This is a genomic window from Moraxella sp. K23, assembly GCF_041154765.1.
Classification (GTDB): domain Bacteria; phylum Pseudomonadota; class Gammaproteobacteria; order Pseudomonadales; family Moraxellaceae; genus Faucicola; species Faucicola tetraodonis.
The window spans coordinates 1-17,114 of record NZ_AP031596.1 but is presented as its reverse complement, the minus strand read 5'-3'; the positions used below and the strand labels follow the sequence as shown (position 1 = coordinate 17,114).

Below are 17,114 nucleotides of genomic sequence, written 5' to 3'. Positions count from 1 at the left end.
TTCTGACTTGCGATAGTTGTACTTTTCAATTGTTGGACAAAAAATTTCTTATATAAGCCTATTTCATACATTCTATTACCAATAATTATGATGCCTTTATGATGATTCATCCTCAGTATGATCCCGTAGCGCTTTCCTTGGGTCCATTGGAAGTGCACTGGTATGGGCTAATGTATTTGCTAGCCTTTGCTGCCGCTTACGGTTTGGCTTGGTATCGCAGTACCAAACGCGACAATTGGACCACCGACATGGTCTCTGACTTAGTCTTTTATGGCGCGCTTGGTGTCATCTTAGGCGGTCGTATTGGCTATGTGCTGTTTTATCAGTTCGGTGAATTACTCCAAAACCCTGCCTATATATTAAAAGTCTGGGAAGGCGGTATGTCTTTCCACGGCGGCTTTATCGGCGTCATGCTAGGTATGTGGTTCTTTGCCCGTAAATATAAAAAGACTACCTTTCAAGTATTCGATTTTATCGTTCCTTGTGTACCAACCGGCTTACTGTTTGGGCGTATCGGCAACTATATCAATGGCGAATTATGGGGTCGCGTCTCAGACGGTGGCTATAACTGGCTGACCTACTTTCCGCAAGCCGCGGCGTTTGATATGGAGCAATTACAGAGCAATCCACAATTGCAAGAATTGATGATTGAAGTCAATGGTCAATACATATTGCCTCGTCATCCATCACAGCTATATGAAGCCTTTGCCGAAGGTCTGCTGCTATTTATATTCTTATGGTGGTATTCATCAAAACCACGTCCACGTATGGCCGCCTCCGCTGTATTCTTACTAGGCTATGGCATCAGCCGCTTTATCATTGAATTCTTCCGCCAGCCAGATGCTGACCAAGGATTCATATTATTAGGTTGGATGACCAAAGGGCAAATCTTAAGCGCGCCGATGATTATCGCCGGCTTAATCATGCTGATTTATGCTTACAAACGCGGTATTTATGATTGGGGTAAGCAGCCTGCATATTAGAAATAAGTATCGAGGTGCATGAACAAATAAATATAAATGCAGTTCTAACAAGATACATTCCATTTGCAGAATTAATACCTATGTTAGGGGTTACCCCAGAATTCGGAGAAAATAGTACGTTAAGGAATTTAGTCGAGTATTTTTAAAATTGATAAAGGTCAAGGTGTCTAAAAAACGTTGGTTTTTTGGACACTTCCATTTAGGCGAAAAAACAGAGGCAAATCGCCTCTATTTTTGTAAATTAACCTGTCTACAAATCAGTATCTAATAAATATGTAAATAGACCCTATGAGAAAATTTCAATTACACTCAAAGAAGGGTAGTTACTAGAATGGCTCAAGTACTATGCCAAATGAGCAATCTCATCAATTAACTCAGGTTTTTTGCCCAATAACTTAAGCAAGACTTGAGCTGAACCGCTCGGTTTACGCTGACCTTGCTCCCAAGACTTTAAAGTATTGACTGAAATCCCCAATGACTTGGCAAATTGACTTTGCGACAAGCCTGTCTTTTGACGAACTTGGCTGACTTCCGATACGGGTGCATACCGTCCTTCTCGTAATTGAGAAAGTGATTTGGCTAAACTGTCCTTAATCACAATCGCATCAGGATCATCTTGAATCACTGCCTCGACAATATTGGCAATATCTACGTCAGAGAAATTAACAGGTTTCATAATTAGTTTCCTTGCTTTTCATTTTTCAAAGATTTTAATTCTTTGGCAGAAATGTTTTCTTTTTCATTTTTCGCATACACAGCTAGACAAACTATCAGTCCATCATCCAGCATATTGTAGTAGATAACTCGAACCCCACCCGACTTGCCTTTACCACTGGTTGCCCAACGAATTTTACGTAAACCTTTGCCATGTTGAATCACATCACCCTTTAATGGATTTTGTGAAAGGTAAGTAAAGAAAGCCAATCGATCATCCAAATCTAACAAGTGAGCAATCTCAACTTTAAAGCTTTCCGTTTCGACGACCGTATACATAGTAAACCTTTAATATATGATACATTGCATTATAATACTAAATCTACTAGTTAACAATCGATTTTAGAATCCTGAAAAATTGAAACTTCCCAAAATTTTGAAATTAATCGAGTTTGCTTATTAAATCCACCCCTGCCTTCTTCAACTCCCCTTTCGCCGTCACATAGTGGTACAGCGTACTGCTGGGAATATCACCAAGCTCCCTGCAAATCGCAGGAATGCTTTTGGTTTGGTCTTGCATCAGATGCTGAGCATAACGAAGTTTCTCAGCCGTCATAATTCTAGGTCGTCCCCCTTTTCGTCCTCGAGCCCTAGCAGCGGCAATCCCCTCTTTCACCCGCTGGCGGATAATATTACGCTCCATCTCAGCAAAAGCGGCTTGAATTTGTAAAAACGCCCGACCTGCAGGGGTGGTGGTATCCATCGGTGAATTAATCGCTTTAAAGCCAATGCCATTTTCAGCCAGTTCATCAATCAACTTTATCAAGTCACTGGCTAACCGCCCTAACCGATCTAAATCCAAAACAACAAGCACATCGCCTTTTCGTAAATAGTTGAGACAATCATCCAATCCTTTACGTTGGGAATTACTGCCTGATGCTTTGTCTTCAAAAATTCGCTCACAGCCGATTTCTTTTAACGCATCAACTTGACGGCCAAATCCGTTGCCCCATCAATAAACACGTTGGCACTCCACACCAGTATAGCTAGCCCCACTAAAAATGCCACAATCGCAATCAACATAAAAAACTCACTTTGCTATTCAATTAAAAAATGCGTTTTTACCGCTATCAATGATAAAAACGCATTTTAGGTATAGGATAGTTAAAGGCTAGGCTTGTTTTGGCAATGTCTTATTCAGATAAAAATAACCGATAATGCCTGCTAAAACTGAACCCATGACAATCCCTAATCGCTCATCAAACGGTTTAATCTCCAATCCTGCGAACGCCAAGCTCCCGATAAATAAACTCATGGTAAATCCAATGCCACATAGGGCAGCGACACCAATTACTTGACCCCAGTTCATGCCTTGTGGCAGATTGGCGAGCTTTAGCTTAACCCCAAGCCAACTAAATAACATCACACCCAGCATTTTACCGACTAGCAATCCCATGATAATGCCCAATGACACAGGGTGGGTGAGTGACGCCATAAAGCCTCCTTCCGCTCCCCCAAAATGGATCCCTGCATTGGCAAAGGCAAATACGGGCAAAATCAAAAAGCTCACTGTATGATGCAAATCATGCTCAAGTTCTTTTAACGGTGAGATTTTAGGGTTTGCCGAATCAGTCATTGGGATAAACATCGCCAGCAATACCCCAGCAATCGTGGCATGAATACCCGATTCAAGCATCGCCACCCATAACACCAATCCAATAATGACATACGCAGAAATACGAGTGACATTAAAACGATTCATGATAAACAATACTGCAAGCGTTAAAGCGGCAACCCCTAAGGCGGCTAGGTTTAACCCACTGGAATAAAACAAAGCAATGATTAAAATCGCCCCAATATCATCGAAAATCGCAATTGAGGTTAAAAACACTTTAAGCGACAGCGGCACTCGGCTACCCAGTAAGGTTAATACCCCCAACGCAAAGGCGATATCCGTGGCCGCAGGAATCGCCCAACCCTTAGCAAAATCAGGGTTTTGGTAGTTAAACATCAAATAAATTAAGGCAGGAAACACCATGCCACCCATGGCAGCGAGTGCAGGTAAAATGATGTTGCGTGGGTTGGACAATTCCCCTACCATCATTTCACGTTTAAGCTCAAGCCCCACTAAAAAGAAAAACACTGCCATTAACCCATCATTAATCCAATGAAGCAAATGGTGTTTCACCACGAAATCACCAAAACTTATCGCAATCGGAAAATGCAATAAATGCTCATAGCTTTCTTGCAATGGCGAATTGGCAACAATCATTGCCAGTAGTGCAGCGATGGCTAAAACAATACCAGCCGCTGCATCCATCGCAAAAAACCGCTTAAGCGTTTGCTGAAAATTACTCATAGACCCTCCTAATATAAAAATAGCTATTTATTCTCTTTTGTGAATGCTATTCGCTGTTCAATTCTTTCTGCCACTTGCTTAGGGTCAACTTGTGAATTATCGAGTACCGCCGCCCACGCATACACGATATCATCTTCATAAATATGACCAAATCCTGCAGGCGTTTGGTTAGACGCTGGCATATCCAGAGATAATTCCCAAAAACTTAACACAGGCAACCATCTAGGTAAATGACTAACCCCTCGACCCTTGGGTTCTGCCATCCAGTCAGGTGCTTGCCATAGCATCTTGGACGACCACCACACGATAGGGTCTGTCGCATACTGCAAAAATACAATTCGTGGTGACTGCCAATCATTTGTCAGTTGTTTTAATGAGGCAGGATTATCCATAAATCGCACATGTTGTCCGCTGTGAATAATAGGCAAGGCTTCTGTCGAACCTTTATTCCGATTCGCCACCAGTTGTTGCCATAGTGGGCTAAATCTTGGCGTTCCCACCCACACCGCCCCATCAATACGATTAATGACATCATCATAATTGTTAAAAAGCGATTGACTGGCATACGCCCCTAACGACTCTCCTGCAAGCAATAGTTTAGGGCGTTTATCAATCGGCATTTGCTCAAGACGTTGTTTGACGGCATTTATCAACTCGCTATTGGCAAACGTGGCAAGCTCACCATTCAACAAAAACGAAAATTGACTGGGTAAATACGAGTATTGAATCGCCACCGTTGCCACATCGCCTTGGGTCAAATACTCAACCGCCTGACTGCTGTACTCTTCAATCCAGCCCCGTCCTGTAGCCCCTTGTATCACGATATAGCGGCGGGTAAACGCCTGCGTTCTATCCATCTCATCAAGGGCGGTCTGCACCATTTTTTCTAACAACGCTTTATCAGGTTCTTGACGATTCAAACCAACGAATACCCGAATCGGCTCTTTGGCAGGCAATCCTGTCAGCAAGCTAATATCCTTCTGCGACGCCCCAAGCGAGACAAAGCGTTGTCCAAAATGCCCCAACTCCTGCCACTGTTGGGCAGGTTTTTCTTTATTACTATGCCCCGTTTGCCCACTATCAAACCCTGATTTATACCGTGAGAATGGGGCTGATAGGGTATCGGGTTCAGAGGTATCAAGCTGCATGGCACTATAGGCGACTTTCTCGACAACTTTGTGCCAGATATAATCTCGACTTAACGTAACCAATCCGACAATCAGTAGTAAAAAAGCCCCTGCTTTCATACTCATTTTTGTGGTAGTAGAAAACTGTGGAAAGCCACGTTCTACCCCCATCAACACCAATTGCTTTATCAAGCGAGCGATAAACACCACCAACCCCCAAAGCAATAGACTTAAGAGCATAGCCCCGCTGACATTAAGCAATGACGGCGGTGTTATCTGGACCTGTTGGGCAATCTTGGCAGTAATCTGGTAATGATAAAAAGCAAAACCAATCGCACCTAAAAATCCTAATACCATCGTCATTATTGGTAAGATATTTAGGTGGTTGATAGCTGATTGATGATTGGAGTTTTTTAATAAACGCTGTAACCAATACCCTATAAGACCCAACAGCATTCCAAACGCATAACCAACGATAGCGTTAATGCCACCACTGATTGCCTGCAACCACCAGACCCGTGGCAACAACATTGGTACATAGGACACATATAGACAAAAAAAACCCAGCATTAACCCAACTGCTGAACTATCTTTAATCTGTCGCTGTAGCCATTGAGCGACCAAATGCGTATTATTCATCTATTTTACTCAATAAAAAAAGGGTAAGACCATTGTCCTACCCTTCATTGTAAACGATTCGACGATTAGTAACGAGTAATCAACGCAATCGGCTCCTTTTCATCCATTTGCTCAGTGGGTACAAATACCACCTCACCACCTTTATGGCTAACCAATTCAATGATTTCACTAACCGCATCATCGGTTACACCCTCAGCAGTAGCATCATCTTGGACTTGTAGGGTCTGTGCTTTCTCATCAATCTTCGCAGGCACACTATGACCTTGACGAACCAATAGCGTTACCGCATTGCCTTCAAACGCCGAGCGATAGATTTGTTGCAAATCAGTACGCACCATCTTTTCATTACGAGCTTTTTCAAGGTCGCCTTTGGCAGTTTCGTAACGAGTCTGACGCTTTTGCTCAACGATGTCTTGAACGCCAGCAATAATGTCCTCTGGCTTGCTGTCGTTCAGATATGTTAAATTATCGACTTTACCAATAATCATATCAGGGCGGTCGCACACTTTTTCATAAAAACCAATATTGTGGCTATCACCCACCAAAATCACAGGTAGTGGTGATTTGTTATAAAGCTCTTGCAAGCTTTTATCAACACGGTTAAAGAACTCTTTTAAGTACATATCATCGTCTGATGAGCCTGTACGGTCTGCTTTACTGTTGTTGGGTAGCGTTGAGTTGTTAATAGGGAAGGTCAACTCGCTCATTGTTTGTTGACGTTCGCTACCGCCTTTAATTTCTTTAACCAGACGATTATTCACGCCTTCAATCAGACGGGCTTTTTCAGGCGTAACTACCAACACATAATAGCCAACCCCTTCTGATAAGTTACGCATGAGGTCACGGGTCGCAAACTTTTCACCAATGATGACTCGCTCAGCGGCATCAAAGGGCAAACGCACCACTTGAGCAGATTCAGGCGTGGCAAACACAGCCAGCGTATCTAAGTTATAGTTATGGTCAAGCTCATCGGTTTGGGCATGGATTTTTTCCATCACACTTGCAGCAACACGCTTGTCGTATTCATTGGTGACACGTTCTTCGACGATTTTAAGTTGGTTTTTTAGGGCAATTGCGTCTTGCTCATTGTCTGGGAAAGTACGGTGGGTCGGAATAAATACGCTAACCGCTGGATTACCTGTTTGCCCACGCAATGTTTTAAAAGTTTCTTCTAAATTGATGTTATTCATGTGTAACTCCCATTTTAAAATTAAATATCAAAAACAAAAAATAATAAGAAAATATATTTCTAAATATAGCAAAATATAGAATTTATTTTTCATATTTAAGCTAAAATTTGATTATATCAATCATAATAAGAATTAAAAGTAAAATATTGTATCGCTTATATATGGCAATGTTATAGTTAGCATCGTTTGAACAATAAAAACGAGTATTATAAAAGACGTAGATTTCAAAAGTTCTAGACTGGGATAAACGATAATGGTCTCATACCTAATCTGCCATTTATAACTAATACCAAACCCATAAACTATAGTATCATAGATACATGAATAAACTAAGATCCAAACACAGCCTAGACGAACATGACTTTGGCGAACTAGCCAAGACCGAAAGCAAAGCCAGAGCCAGAACACGCCTCTACATCCTTCACCAATACCGTATCGGTAACACCAGTGAAGCAATCGCTAACAACCTCAGCATCAACATCGAAACCGTTCGGCGTACCCGCAGACGCTATCAAGCGTTTGGATTAGACAGCCTGTATGACAAACCAAGAAGTGGCAGAAATAGCAAGCTTGCACCCGAGCACATAGACAGCTTTAAACAACTAATAGTTGACACCCAAGCAAAACGCGGTGGTGGTAGGCTCACAGGACAAGATATCCAAAAGCTTGCTTACGAGCATTACCAAGTTAATTACAGTGTTAATGGCATTTATGAACTGCTAGCTCGAATGGGTATGACATGGATCAGTGCCAGAAGCCAGCATCCGCAGGCGGATATTAATGCCCAAGAAGCCTTTAAAAAAACTTCATCGAGCAGGTAACCGCCATACTGCCCGAAGGTACCGACTTAAGCAATGTTGACATCTGGTTTCAAGATGAAACCCGCATTGGTCAGCAAGGTTCAATCACCCGAGTATGGCATTACCGTGGTAAAAGACCAAGAGTAGTGCGTCAACAGCAATTTATTTCTACCTACCTTTACGGGGCAGTGTGTCCTACGACAGGACAATGTGTAGGGCTCGTTATGCCTTATGCCAATGGCGAGTGTATGAAGCGACATTTAAAAGAAATCAGCCAAGCTGTACCCAAAGGTCGCCATGCGGTTGTGGTCATGGATGGGGCAGTATGGCATAAAGATCGCTATAATTTACCAAACCTGACTATCTTGAAACTGCCACCTTATTCGCCTGAGTTAAACCCGATTGAACAGGTTTGGCAATATATTAAGCAACATTGGTTATCCAATCGCTGTTTCGATAGTTATGAAACTATCGTCGATGCCGCCTGCCAAGCTTGGTGTAACTTTGCTAAACAGGTGGAGACGATCAAGTCCCTGACTGCTCGAAAGTGGGCAATACTTTAATTATTGGGTTTGGTATAACTTAATGTCTAGAAACAAAATTTTGGGTCAAAGGGTAGATATAAATGCACTCACAAACGTGGCCTTGGCTTATCCGAAAGCGGCTAGACTGCTATAGTCTTCGAAGACAGAAAGTGCTACGGCGTTAGGCTCACTCACAGTACTATTTGTACAGTTTCGTTCGCCTGCCTTGTATCACTTTTATGTTTCTGTGACTATATTTCCCTAATTCTTTGCTGATATGTAAGCATCCGACCAACCCCTATTGCATTTTCCAAACATGAGGCAGGAGCTCATCAATATCCTTATCTTTATGGGTAGGCAGACGTTTAAGCACATCAGACAAGTAGGCATAAACATCCAACCCATTCAAACGAGCTGACTGGATAAGCGACATAATCACCGCAGCACGCTGCCCACTTTTAAGCGATCCTGCGAATAACCAATTCTTACGCCCGAGCGCCCAAGGACGCATCTGATTCTCCGCCCAATTATTATCAATCGGCAAACTGCCATCCTCAAGATAACGTGTCAGAGCTTGCCACCGTTTTAAGCAATACTCGATTGCTTTGGTAATACTTGCGTTCTTGGTTGTGCCTAACCTTTTTTCCTGTAACCAACGATATAACGCTTTGGCAATCGGTTTTGCGTGTTGTTGCCTGATGGCAACTACCGTTGTAGCGACTCTAGGGCTTGGCGTCTCATTTTTCTCAAATAACGCATCAATCTGGCATTCAACCGCATACAGCTTTTGAAATAATGCCAACGCTTCATGAGCCACCAAACTCTGACCCTTGATATGAAGCTCATGGAATTTACGTCTGGCATGAGCCATACAGCCGACTTCGATAACCGCTTGCTTTTGATTAAACAAGCACTTATAGCCATTGTAATCATCGCAAATGAGCTGACCCTGCCACTTATCTAAAAAGGCTTTGGGGTGTTCATTTCGCCTACTTTCGGCAAAGTCATACACCACGGCTTTAAAACCACCATAGCTTTGACAATGTTGTGGGGTCAGATACGCCCAAACATAGCCTTGCTTTAACTTACCCTTATTGTTATTAAACTTTAAAATATTGACAGGGGTTTCATCGGCATGCAGAATCGGTTGGGTTAATAGTAATTCATGCAAGCGTTTCACCAGTGGCTCAAGGGCAACACCACAGCGTCCTACCCAGTCTGCCATTGTTGAGTCGGATAAATGCACGCCACTTCGCCCATAGATTAGGCTTTGACGGTATAGTGGCTGATGATCAGCAAATTTGCTAATGATGATGTGGGCTAGTAGCTCAGCGGTGGCAATGCTTTTAACGATGACCCCCGCAGGGACTTTGGCTTGAATTAGGCGGTGATTTTGGTTTTGGGTGTCGTCAATTGGCTGTTTGCTAAAAGATTGACGTTGGCAATGCTGACAAGCGTATTTGCGATAGATGTGGCGTTCACGGTAAAAGCAAGCAGGGATAAGTCCGAGTTTGTCTTGTACGTCTTCGCCAATTTGTTTCATTTGACAGCCACAACCACAAGTGATTGATTCAGGCTCATGAATGATGGTTCGGACTTCTAGGTTATCAGGGATGACAATACGCCGCTCGCGTTTGGGTTTCGCTGGTTTGTTGTCATCTGAGTTTGTGTCGGTTTGCTTACTTTCACTTTGGGTGATAAGCATTTGGCTATCTGTATTGACCGATTCGTTTGTCGACGCAGCATGGCTGTCGTTATCAAGCTCGGCTTGAGCATTGTCTTTAATTTGTTCAAGGGCAGATAGGTCTTCTAGAGCAGATTCTTTGCCCAAATGGTCTTGTTTGGGCGTTAATGCTTCGTTCTTTTGTCCAAATAGTTGGTGAATGAGCAGTTTTTGTTTTTCGATGAGATGTTCGATTTGAACCTGATAGGCTTTAAGCTGTTTTTCGTATTGTTGCTGCTGCTCTCGTAGACGCTGTTGATACGCATCTTGCTGCTGTTTTTGTTGTTGTTCAAGCAGGGCTATTTTAGCCAATAGTTCAGCGTAGCTAGGGTTGGTTAGGTCGGTTGGGCTGTGATCGGTCATGGCGCTATGTTGCCATAATCACTATAGCTTGTCAGCGAGTTGGTTGTGATAGTGGGAATTTTTTAATGTTATGATTCAGATGACGGGGGTGAGTATCTCTTTGCCTAAGTTGTGCCAAGCTAATCCGCTGATAAGGGCGTTAAATTGTTGTTGATTGATGGCAAACCCTGTGTTTTGGTTGGATTGGCTGTGATGTCGCATGAGACGTTCACTGAGTCCATGAAATTTGCTGTCATCTAGAGTTCGGCTACACAGCCAAACGCCTAGTCCGTCATGAATGAGCACTTTTAGCCGTGTGCCTGTTTTGTTGTAAAATAGGTAGGCACAGTGCGGTTTGATACCATGGTGTTTTTCTAGAATAAAGGCGAGTAGTTTGTTGCTGCCACTTCGCATGTCCATGGCTGTCGTGGATAGCCAGATTTGGTTGATTTGTATCATTGTAAGCCCCGTAGCAGTTCAATAAGGCTATGGGTGTCAATTTGAGCAATGCTTAATGTTATTGGCGTCCCGTTATGCTTAGGAATTTGAAGCTGTATGCCTGTGAGGGTTGGGGCGAAGGCAGTTGCTTGCGGTGTTATTTCGTGCTTGGTTTTATGTTGCAGGATAACGGGTAAGAAAGCAGGCTCAGACCCATGATCAATGAGATTGGTTTCGATATTTGAGCTGGCTAATGGTTGAGATAAGGTTGCTGCGATTTTCTCGTCTCTGACAGATTTTATCCATTTCTGTAGTAAATTTGGGTTGATGCCGTGTCCTTGAGCTAGGCTAGCAATCGAGCGTTTGCCTGTTAAGGCTTGTTCTACGAGATAGGCCTTGAGTTCTTTGCTGTATGTCCGTCGTTTTGGTTTGGTTGTGTTTGTCTGTGCCATTTTAGTGCCCACTTAAAAATAAGTGGGCACTATCTCGTATTTTTTAGAATGGTGGTAGATGGGATGGTCGGATGCTTACGCTGATATCGAATAAGGTAGAGTGTAAAAAAACAAGCCACACTTTAACCAGGGGTTATCTGAGAATTCGGGTCATATTGCACGCTAAGGAATTTTGTCGAGTATTATACCATTATAGATTCGCGTGATAATAGAACTAGCCTACGGAAAACAGATGTTTTCATAGAGTTTCTTATTTTCTTAAGTTTATGCCTATTTTTGTAAATTAACCTATCTATAAATCAGCGTTCAACACATCTTTAAACAGAGCTTATAAGAAACTTTCGATTACACTCACTAAAAGGTGTTTAATAGAAGGGCTCAAGTACTATGCAAAATGAGCAATCTCATCAATTAACTCAGGTTTTTTGCCTAATAATTTAAGTAAGACTTGCGCTGAGCCACTCGGTTTACGCTGACCTTGCTCCCAAGATTTTAACGTATTGACAGAAATACCTAAGGCTTTGGCAAATTGACTTTGCGATAAACCTGCTTTACGGCGGACTTGAGCCGTATCTGATATTTCTGTCGTACGTGCAAAGATACCTGCTTTGGTTTGGTTTAATGCTTCAATCAAATTGTCTCGCTCTGCTATCAAATCAGGTTCATCATCAATAATCGCTTGAACCGCTGCTTCAACATCGAAGTCTTTAGGAAAATTCGTTTTCATCAGTTATCCTTTTAGCTTTTGAAGCTCACTTGCCAAAATATTTTCTTGTTCATTTTTTGCATAGAAGTAAGACATCACAATCAGTCCATCTTCTAATACGTTGAAGTAAATGAGACGAACGCCACCACGCTTACCCATACCTGCCCGAGACCACCGTACTTTGCGAAAACCGCCACTTTTAAGAATCACATCACCAATAAATGGATCACTAGCTATCTGAGTAAAACACTCAAGCCTTTCTTCCGTTGTCCAAAACTTATCAGCTTGCTTTTTAAACGTTTCAGTTTCTACGATAGTGTACATAGTTTCATAATTCTAGGACTTACGCAAAGACGACCGAAGGCGAGCGTAACTGCTCACGCAAATAATCACTGAGTAAACCCCTTTTAACCTGATATAAAGATTGTTTTAACCGTTTAGCCTGTCTGGCTAACTGCAGCCAAACCAGCATACAATAACAAATATGATTCCGCTGAATACGAGCCTTACGACACTGATTAGCTTCAATACCAGTGAGTTGTTTAAGTTCTCGGTGAAACTGCTCAATCTTCCAGCGGATGGCACACACCAATCGTGTGCCATCTGATGAATCCTGAGTGGTGTCGTTGGTGACAATCCAGTCCGTCCTGATATAAAGATTGTTTTAACCGTTTAGCCTGTCTGGCTAACTGCAGCCAAACCAGCATACAACAACAAATATGATTCCGCTGAATACGAGCCTTACGACACTGATTAGCTTCAATACCAGTGAGTTGTTTAAGTTCTCGGTGAAACTGCTCAATCTTCCAGCGGATGGCACACACCAATCGTGTGCCATCTGATGAATCCTGAGTGGTGTCGTTGGTGACAATCCAGTCCGTGCGGTTTTCATTAACCACTACTCGGAACAGTTGCACTTTGTAATCTTTAGGAAAGGCATGTATTTTAATCAGTTTGCCATTTTGTTGCTCTTGGTCAGTCCAAGTTAATTCGTTGACTGCTTTGTAAGGGTTTACTCCTTTTGAATCATCGACTTTGCGATTGGATTTTAAAGGACAATAATAGATTTTTTGTAAGTTATCAATATACAGCATGATGTCTTTGGTGGCATACCATGTATCCATGAGCACATATTTGAATTTAATTTGTTTGTGTTCAATACTGTGCTGTAGCATGTCTTTTAGATGGTCAAGTTTGCTTTTGCCATCGGTGGTTTTGTCATAAATACGGTAATCAATGAGCCAGTATTGTTCGGTCTTAGGATTGACATAGATACAGTTAACGATGCAGATGCCTTTAATAATGCGATGGGCGTTGCCACTGTATTGGCGATTAACCAATTCGATTTTGTGACTATGATTTTTATCGAGTATGCTGTCATCAAAGATAAGATAGCCATCGTCGTCTAATACGATGTCGTCTTTGACTTTTTCCCATACGAGCTTGGGTTTTAGTTTGTCATGACGTAGGTATCGATTGATGCGGTCATGACTAATTGATTCAGGATGATGTTCTGCGTAGTTGGTAAGGGTGTAATTGGTTTGGCTTACCAGTAAATATTGACAGTAGTCTAAGCGGGTGATAGCTTTTTTCTTCATCTCTTTATGCTACTATATTTTTATCCGCTTTCGCAAAATTTTATGCTTTTTGCGTAAGTCCTAAATTCATAAAATACAGTCTTAATTATAATACTTTGCATTACATTGTCAATAAGCCTTCATATTCATGATTTTGACTGGATTGCTCTTCAACGTTTTAGTTAGTGCTGATATTCATCAAATCAACTCCCGCTTTTTTAAGCTCCCCTTTCGCCGTCACATAGTGATACAGCGTACTACTGGGAATATCACCAAGTTCTTTACAAATCGCTGGAATGCTTTTGGTTTGGTCTTGCATGAGATATTGAGCATACTGCAATTTCTCAGTGGTCATAATTCTAGGTCGTCCACCTTTTCGACCACGGGCACGAGCAGCAGCAATCCCCTCTTTCACCCGCTGGCGAATAATATTGCGTTCCATCTCAGCAAAGGCTGCTTGAATCTGTAAAAATGCCCGACCAGCAGGTGTTGTCGTATCCATCGGTGAATTAATGGCTTTAAAACCAATCTCTTTTTCAGCGAGTTCATCAATCAGTTTGATTAAGTCACTGGCTAATCGCCCTAGCCTATCCAAATCCAAAACGACTAACACATCACCCTTTCTTAAATAATTAAGACAATCATCCAAGCCTTTACGTTGGGAATTACTGCCCGATGCTTTGTCTTCAAAAATTCGCTCACAGCCGATTTCTTTTAACGCATCAATTTGACGGTCAAGCAACTGTTTCCCTTCAGAAGTTGAGACTCGAGCATAACCGATTAAACTCATGGTAAAATTCTCACGATAAATGATAATTTCGATATATTATCATATTTAGATTTATTTGATTTTATCGTGAAATTAAGTTAATAAAAAAGAGCCGAATTAGCTCTAATTTACAAAATCACGAAAAACAATTATTTTAACTATCAGCGTCAGCGCTTAGCTCATAGCTTTGACTACGCCCAGATTCCGCAGATTTAACCAGTACGCCCTTATCGACCAAATCATTAATATCTCTCAGTGCTGTATCTGCTGATGTTTTGGTCATCATTGCCCATTTCTTGGTGGTCAATTTACCAAAGAAGTCGCCCCATAATCGATTAATCATCATCACTTGGCGTTCATTAAACGTTGTATTCCGATGACGATGCCAAAATTGGGCTTTATCAACCGTTCTTTGGGTACGAGTGAGTGCCATCGTTAAAGCCTGTCCTAGCGTTTGTAAAAACCAAACTAACCAGTCTGTCACTGACGTTAAGCCTTTTTGAGTGGATTCCAAAATCTTATAATACTCTGACCGAGTTGCTAAAATTTGCGCTGACATACTATAGAAACGCCTGGCACTGCCATCGCTTTTAGCGAGCATACGCTCGGTAATCGCCCGAGTTAAACGCCCATTGCCATCTTCAAAGGGGTGCAGGGTCACAAACCATAAATGTGCAATACCGGCTTTTAAGGTTAAATCTAAATCTGATTGCTCCTCATTATACCAAGCAATAAATTTAGCCAATTCATCTGGCAATAGTTGTGCTGCTGGTGCTTCAAAATGCACTTTAGTGCGACCATAGCCTCCTGATACCACTTGCATGGCACCTGTACGATCATCTCGAAGTCTGCCCGCTTGTATTTTATATAGCCCACTAAAACCCGTGGGAAATAACGCCCGATGCCAAGCAAAGATTTCATCGAGCGTCAGTGGTTGGTTAAAATAAAAACTGGCTCTTAACATCATCTCCACAATAGCATCGATTTCTCGAGTGGGTGTTACCAGGGTATCCGGGTTGTATAGGTGTTCAATACCTAAATGCCGAGCAACCGATGAGCGTACCTGCTCATTATTGAGTATCTCCCCTTCTATCTCAGACGTTTTAATCACTTCAAGCGTCACAGCGTCCAATTGGGCTTCAAGCGGCAACTCAAAACCCAAGCTTTGCATTTGACCAAGTAGTTTACCTTGTAATAGACGCACATTAGCGACCAATGGTAATAACTGATTATTATCAATTTGCCAATCGGTCCAATTAGGATAGTCGTGAATGTATTTTTTATACAGCATTTATAAATAGCAATAAAAAGTAGATGCGGTAATTATAGCAAACAATCACCGCAAAATATGCAGAGAATATCTATTTTATATTAGTTGATTTTTGTTTATTCATCAGATTCCAACAACCAATCCACAATATAAATCAGTGGAATACCGTCAATTTGGCGACGCTCATCATATTTTCCTGTAATAACTATCTTTTTATGATTATCTCGAATATGTAATAAATTATCCGTTTCATGGGTATTCTCTGGGATTTGATAAGTCACTTGCACATATAGCAATTCATCTGCCCTGCGAGCCACAAAATCAATTTCTTTACTGTCTAAACGACCCACATCTAAGGTATAGCCCCGTCTTAATAGCTCCAAAAATACAATATTTTCCAACCGATTGGCATAATTTGCCTCTTTTTTACCAATTGCATGACGCCTTAAGCCATTATCGACAATAAAGTACTTAGCATTCGTCTTAAGATACCCCTTACCTCGAATATCATATTGCTGCACCTTATAGAACAAAAACGCATTTTCTAATAACTCAAGATATTTATTAATGGTATGATTCGAGGTTGGCACTCGCTCACTGGTCAATGTGTTACTAATTTTGCTTGGATTAACTAACTGCCCGACATTATCAGCTAAAAATAAAATGACGCTTTTTAAAATATGGGTATCTTTCACCCCTGCCCGATGCGCAATATCATTGAGCACAATCGAATCAAAAATTCCTGATAAAATAGTATCCTTCAAAGGCTCATCTGCCATAACAACACTGGGAAACCCGCCGTATTGTTCATACTCAAGATAATATTTATCAACCAACCTAGAATCCACAGGTACTTGCTTAGCTAACAGATACTCTCTAAAGGACAAGGGATAAATCTTAATCGCCACATAACGACCGCTTAATAAAGTCGCCAATTCCCCAGAGAGTAAATTCGCATTAGAGCCTGTAATCACAATATCAGTGTTAAAGCTAACTCGGACGGCATTAATAATTTTTTGCCAACCGTCTACAAATTGGATTTCATCAAATAACAAATAAACCTTATTTTCACTGCCTTTAAGTTTCTCATTGATTAATTGGCTAAAATCATCCGCATTTTTGACCCACTGGTAATCAAAACTCTCAAAATTCAGATAAATAATATTTTCTGCACTAATTTGTTGAGACAGCAAATAATCTCGATATTGCATCAATAAAACAGATTTGCCAGAACGGCGAACCCCGGTTATCACTTTTATAAAATCTGAATCTTTAAATTGAATCAGTTGCTGTAAATATTTTTCTCGAGAAATCATTCATTATCCAATTTAGTATTTTATTTCCAATTTTAGCAAAATTAACAAAATATTGGAAACTAATTTCCAATTAATTCTATAAATTCTAATTAATGGAAAATAAAAGCATTCTTTTAGAAAAATATACATTATTTGAAGCGTATTTCATTTTATCTAGTTTTTACAGATTTTTTAGAATAAATAATCAATTTATTACCAAAGAACAAACTCATAAATAAATGTTATAGATTTTATTCAAATGTCAA

The 17,114-nt window shown here is 41.2% G+C and carries 18 protein-coding genes and 2 pseudogenes; 3 read left to right on the top strand and 17 right to left on the bottom strand.

Translation table 11 applies throughout. The annotated features are described in order from the left end of the window. Nucleotides 1-98: 98 nt before the first annotated feature. Nucleotides 99-983, top strand: coding sequence for a prolipoprotein diacylglyceryl transferase (lgt, locus tag ACAM37_RS11000; RefSeq protein ID WP_096489774.1), 885 nt, complete (start codon nt 99-101; stop codon nt 981-983). A gap of 343 nt (nt 984-1,326) precedes the next feature. Here the strand turns inward: lgt and ACAM37_RS10995 are convergent, their stop codons facing one another. The 7 genes and pseudogenes from ACAM37_RS10995 to ACAM37_RS10965 form a co-directional block, all read right to left on the bottom strand. Next, on the bottom strand, nt 1,327-1,659 hold the full coding sequence (locus tag ACAM37_RS10995) for a type II toxin-antitoxin system MqsA family antitoxin (RefSeq protein WP_065253217.1): 333 nt from the start codon (nt 1,657-1,659) through the stop codon (nt 1,327-1,329). A gap of 2 nt (nt 1,660-1,661) precedes the next feature. After that, a complete protein-coding gene (locus tag ACAM37_RS10990) occupies nt 1,662-1,976 on the bottom strand; it encodes a type II toxin-antitoxin system RelE/ParE family toxin (protein ID WP_099808677.1) in 315 nt (104 codons plus the stop codon). 103 nt (nt 1,977-2,079) lie between these two features. Beyond that, nucleotides 2,080-2,592 carry a recombinase family protein gene (locus ACAM37_RS10985; protein WP_264755059.1) on the bottom strand — a complete coding sequence of 171 codons (513 nt, stop codon included), beginning with the start codon at nt 2,590-2,592 and terminating at the stop codon, nt 2,080-2,082. A 29-nt stretch (nt 2,593-2,621) separates the two neighbouring features. Continuing rightward, nucleotides 2,622-2,720 (bottom strand): annotated as a pseudogene (locus ACAM37_RS10980) (calcium/sodium antiporter); the annotation flags it as partial. 88 nt (nt 2,721-2,808) lie between these two features. After that, nucleotides 2,809-3,996, bottom strand: a complete 1,188-nt coding sequence (gene nhaA, locus ACAM37_RS10975; RefSeq protein ID WP_036604826.1) for a Na+/H+ antiporter NhaA — start codon at nt 3,994-3,996, stop codon at nt 2,809-2,811. A 23-nt stretch (nt 3,997-4,019) separates the two neighbouring features. Next, entirely contained in the window at nt 4,020-5,762 is a 1,743-nt protein-coding gene (locus ACAM37_RS10970) for an alpha/beta-hydrolase family protein (protein ID WP_060994965.1), read from the bottom strand. Nucleotides 5,763-5,827: 65 nt separating this feature from the next. After that, nucleotides 5,828-6,952, bottom strand: coding sequence for an AOC03_06830 family ribosome hibernation factor (locus ACAM37_RS10965; protein ID WP_219332326.1), 1,125 nt, complete (start codon nt 6,950-6,952; stop codon nt 5,828-5,830). A gap of 320 nt (nt 6,953-7,272) precedes the next feature. Between ACAM37_RS10965 and ACAM37_RS10960 the strand changes: the two genes are divergently transcribed. Both ACAM37_RS10960 and ACAM37_RS10955 read left to right on the top strand, forming a co-directional pair. Next, entirely contained in the window at nt 7,273-7,773 is a 501-nt protein-coding gene (locus ACAM37_RS10960) for a winged helix-turn-helix domain-containing protein (protein WP_099808673.1), read from the top strand. Continuing rightward, on the top strand, nt 7,761-8,315 hold the full coding sequence (locus ACAM37_RS10955) for an IS630 family transposase (protein WP_099808672.1): 555 nt from the start codon (nt 7,761-7,763) through the stop codon (nt 8,313-8,315). Before ACAM37_RS10960 ends, ACAM37_RS10955 begins: the two co-directional genes overlap by 13 nt. A 259-nt stretch (nt 8,316-8,574) precedes the next feature. Here the strand turns inward: ACAM37_RS10955 and tnpC are convergent, their stop codons facing one another. The 10 genes and pseudogenes from tnpC to ACAM37_RS10905 form a co-directional block, all read right to left on the bottom strand. Further along, nucleotides 8,575-10,362 (bottom strand): IS66 family transposase, encoded by a 1,788-nt coding sequence (gene tnpC, locus ACAM37_RS10950; protein WP_369626883.1) that lies wholly within the window; start codon nt 10,360-10,362, stop codon nt 8,575-8,577. A 75-nt stretch (nt 10,363-10,437) separates the two neighbouring features. Beyond that, the gene (tnpB, locus tag ACAM37_RS10945; RefSeq protein WP_050326033.1) at nt 10,438-10,800 is read right to left on the bottom strand and encodes an IS66 family insertion sequence element accessory protein TnpB; all 363 of its coding nucleotides are present in this window, start codon (nt 10,798-10,800) and stop codon (nt 10,438-10,440) included. Beyond that, complete coding sequence (locus ACAM37_RS10940; RefSeq protein ID WP_160002932.1) at nt 10,797-11,231, bottom strand: transposase; 435 nt, start codon at nt 11,229-11,231, stop codon at nt 10,797-10,799. Before ACAM37_RS10940 ends, tnpB begins: the two co-directional genes overlap by 4 nt. Nucleotides 11,232-11,616: 385 nt before the next feature. Continuing rightward, nucleotides 11,617-11,958 (bottom strand): helix-turn-helix domain-containing protein, encoded by a 342-nt coding sequence (locus tag ACAM37_RS10935; protein ID WP_099808669.1) that lies wholly within the window; start codon nt 11,956-11,958, stop codon nt 11,617-11,619. 3 nt (nt 11,959-11,961) lie between these two features. Further along, nucleotides 11,962-12,261: a type II toxin-antitoxin system RelE/ParE family toxin gene (locus ACAM37_RS10930; RefSeq protein WP_099808668.1), complete on the bottom strand. Its 300-nt coding sequence runs from the start codon at nt 12,259-12,261 to the stop codon at nt 11,962-11,964. Between the two features lie 19 nt (nt 12,262-12,280). Continuing rightward, a pseudogene (locus tag ACAM37_RS10925) lies at nt 12,281-12,586 on the bottom strand (transposase); the annotation flags it as partial. Continuing rightward, a complete protein-coding gene (locus tag ACAM37_RS10920; RefSeq protein ID WP_369626882.1) occupies nt 12,501-13,535 on the bottom strand; it encodes an IS701 family transposase in 1,035 nt (344 codons plus the stop codon). The pseudogene ACAM37_RS10925 and the gene ACAM37_RS10920, both read right to left, overlap by 86 nt. Nucleotides 13,536-13,692: 157 nt before the next feature. Continuing rightward, nucleotides 13,693-14,304 carry a recombinase family protein gene (locus ACAM37_RS10915; RefSeq protein ID WP_099808665.1) on the bottom strand — a complete coding sequence of 204 codons (612 nt, stop codon included), beginning with the start codon at nt 14,302-14,304 and terminating at the stop codon, nt 13,693-13,695. Nucleotides 14,305-14,437: 133 nt separating this feature from the next. Next, entirely contained in the window at nt 14,438-15,574 is a 1,137-nt protein-coding gene (locus ACAM37_RS10910; RefSeq protein WP_369626881.1) for a Fic family protein, read from the bottom strand. A 95-nt stretch (nt 15,575-15,669) separates the two neighbouring features. Beyond that, entirely contained in the window at nt 15,670-16,869 is a 1,200-nt protein-coding gene (locus ACAM37_RS10905; protein ID WP_007117284.1) for an ATP-binding protein, read from the bottom strand. Nucleotides 16,870-17,114 lie beyond the last annotated feature (245 nt).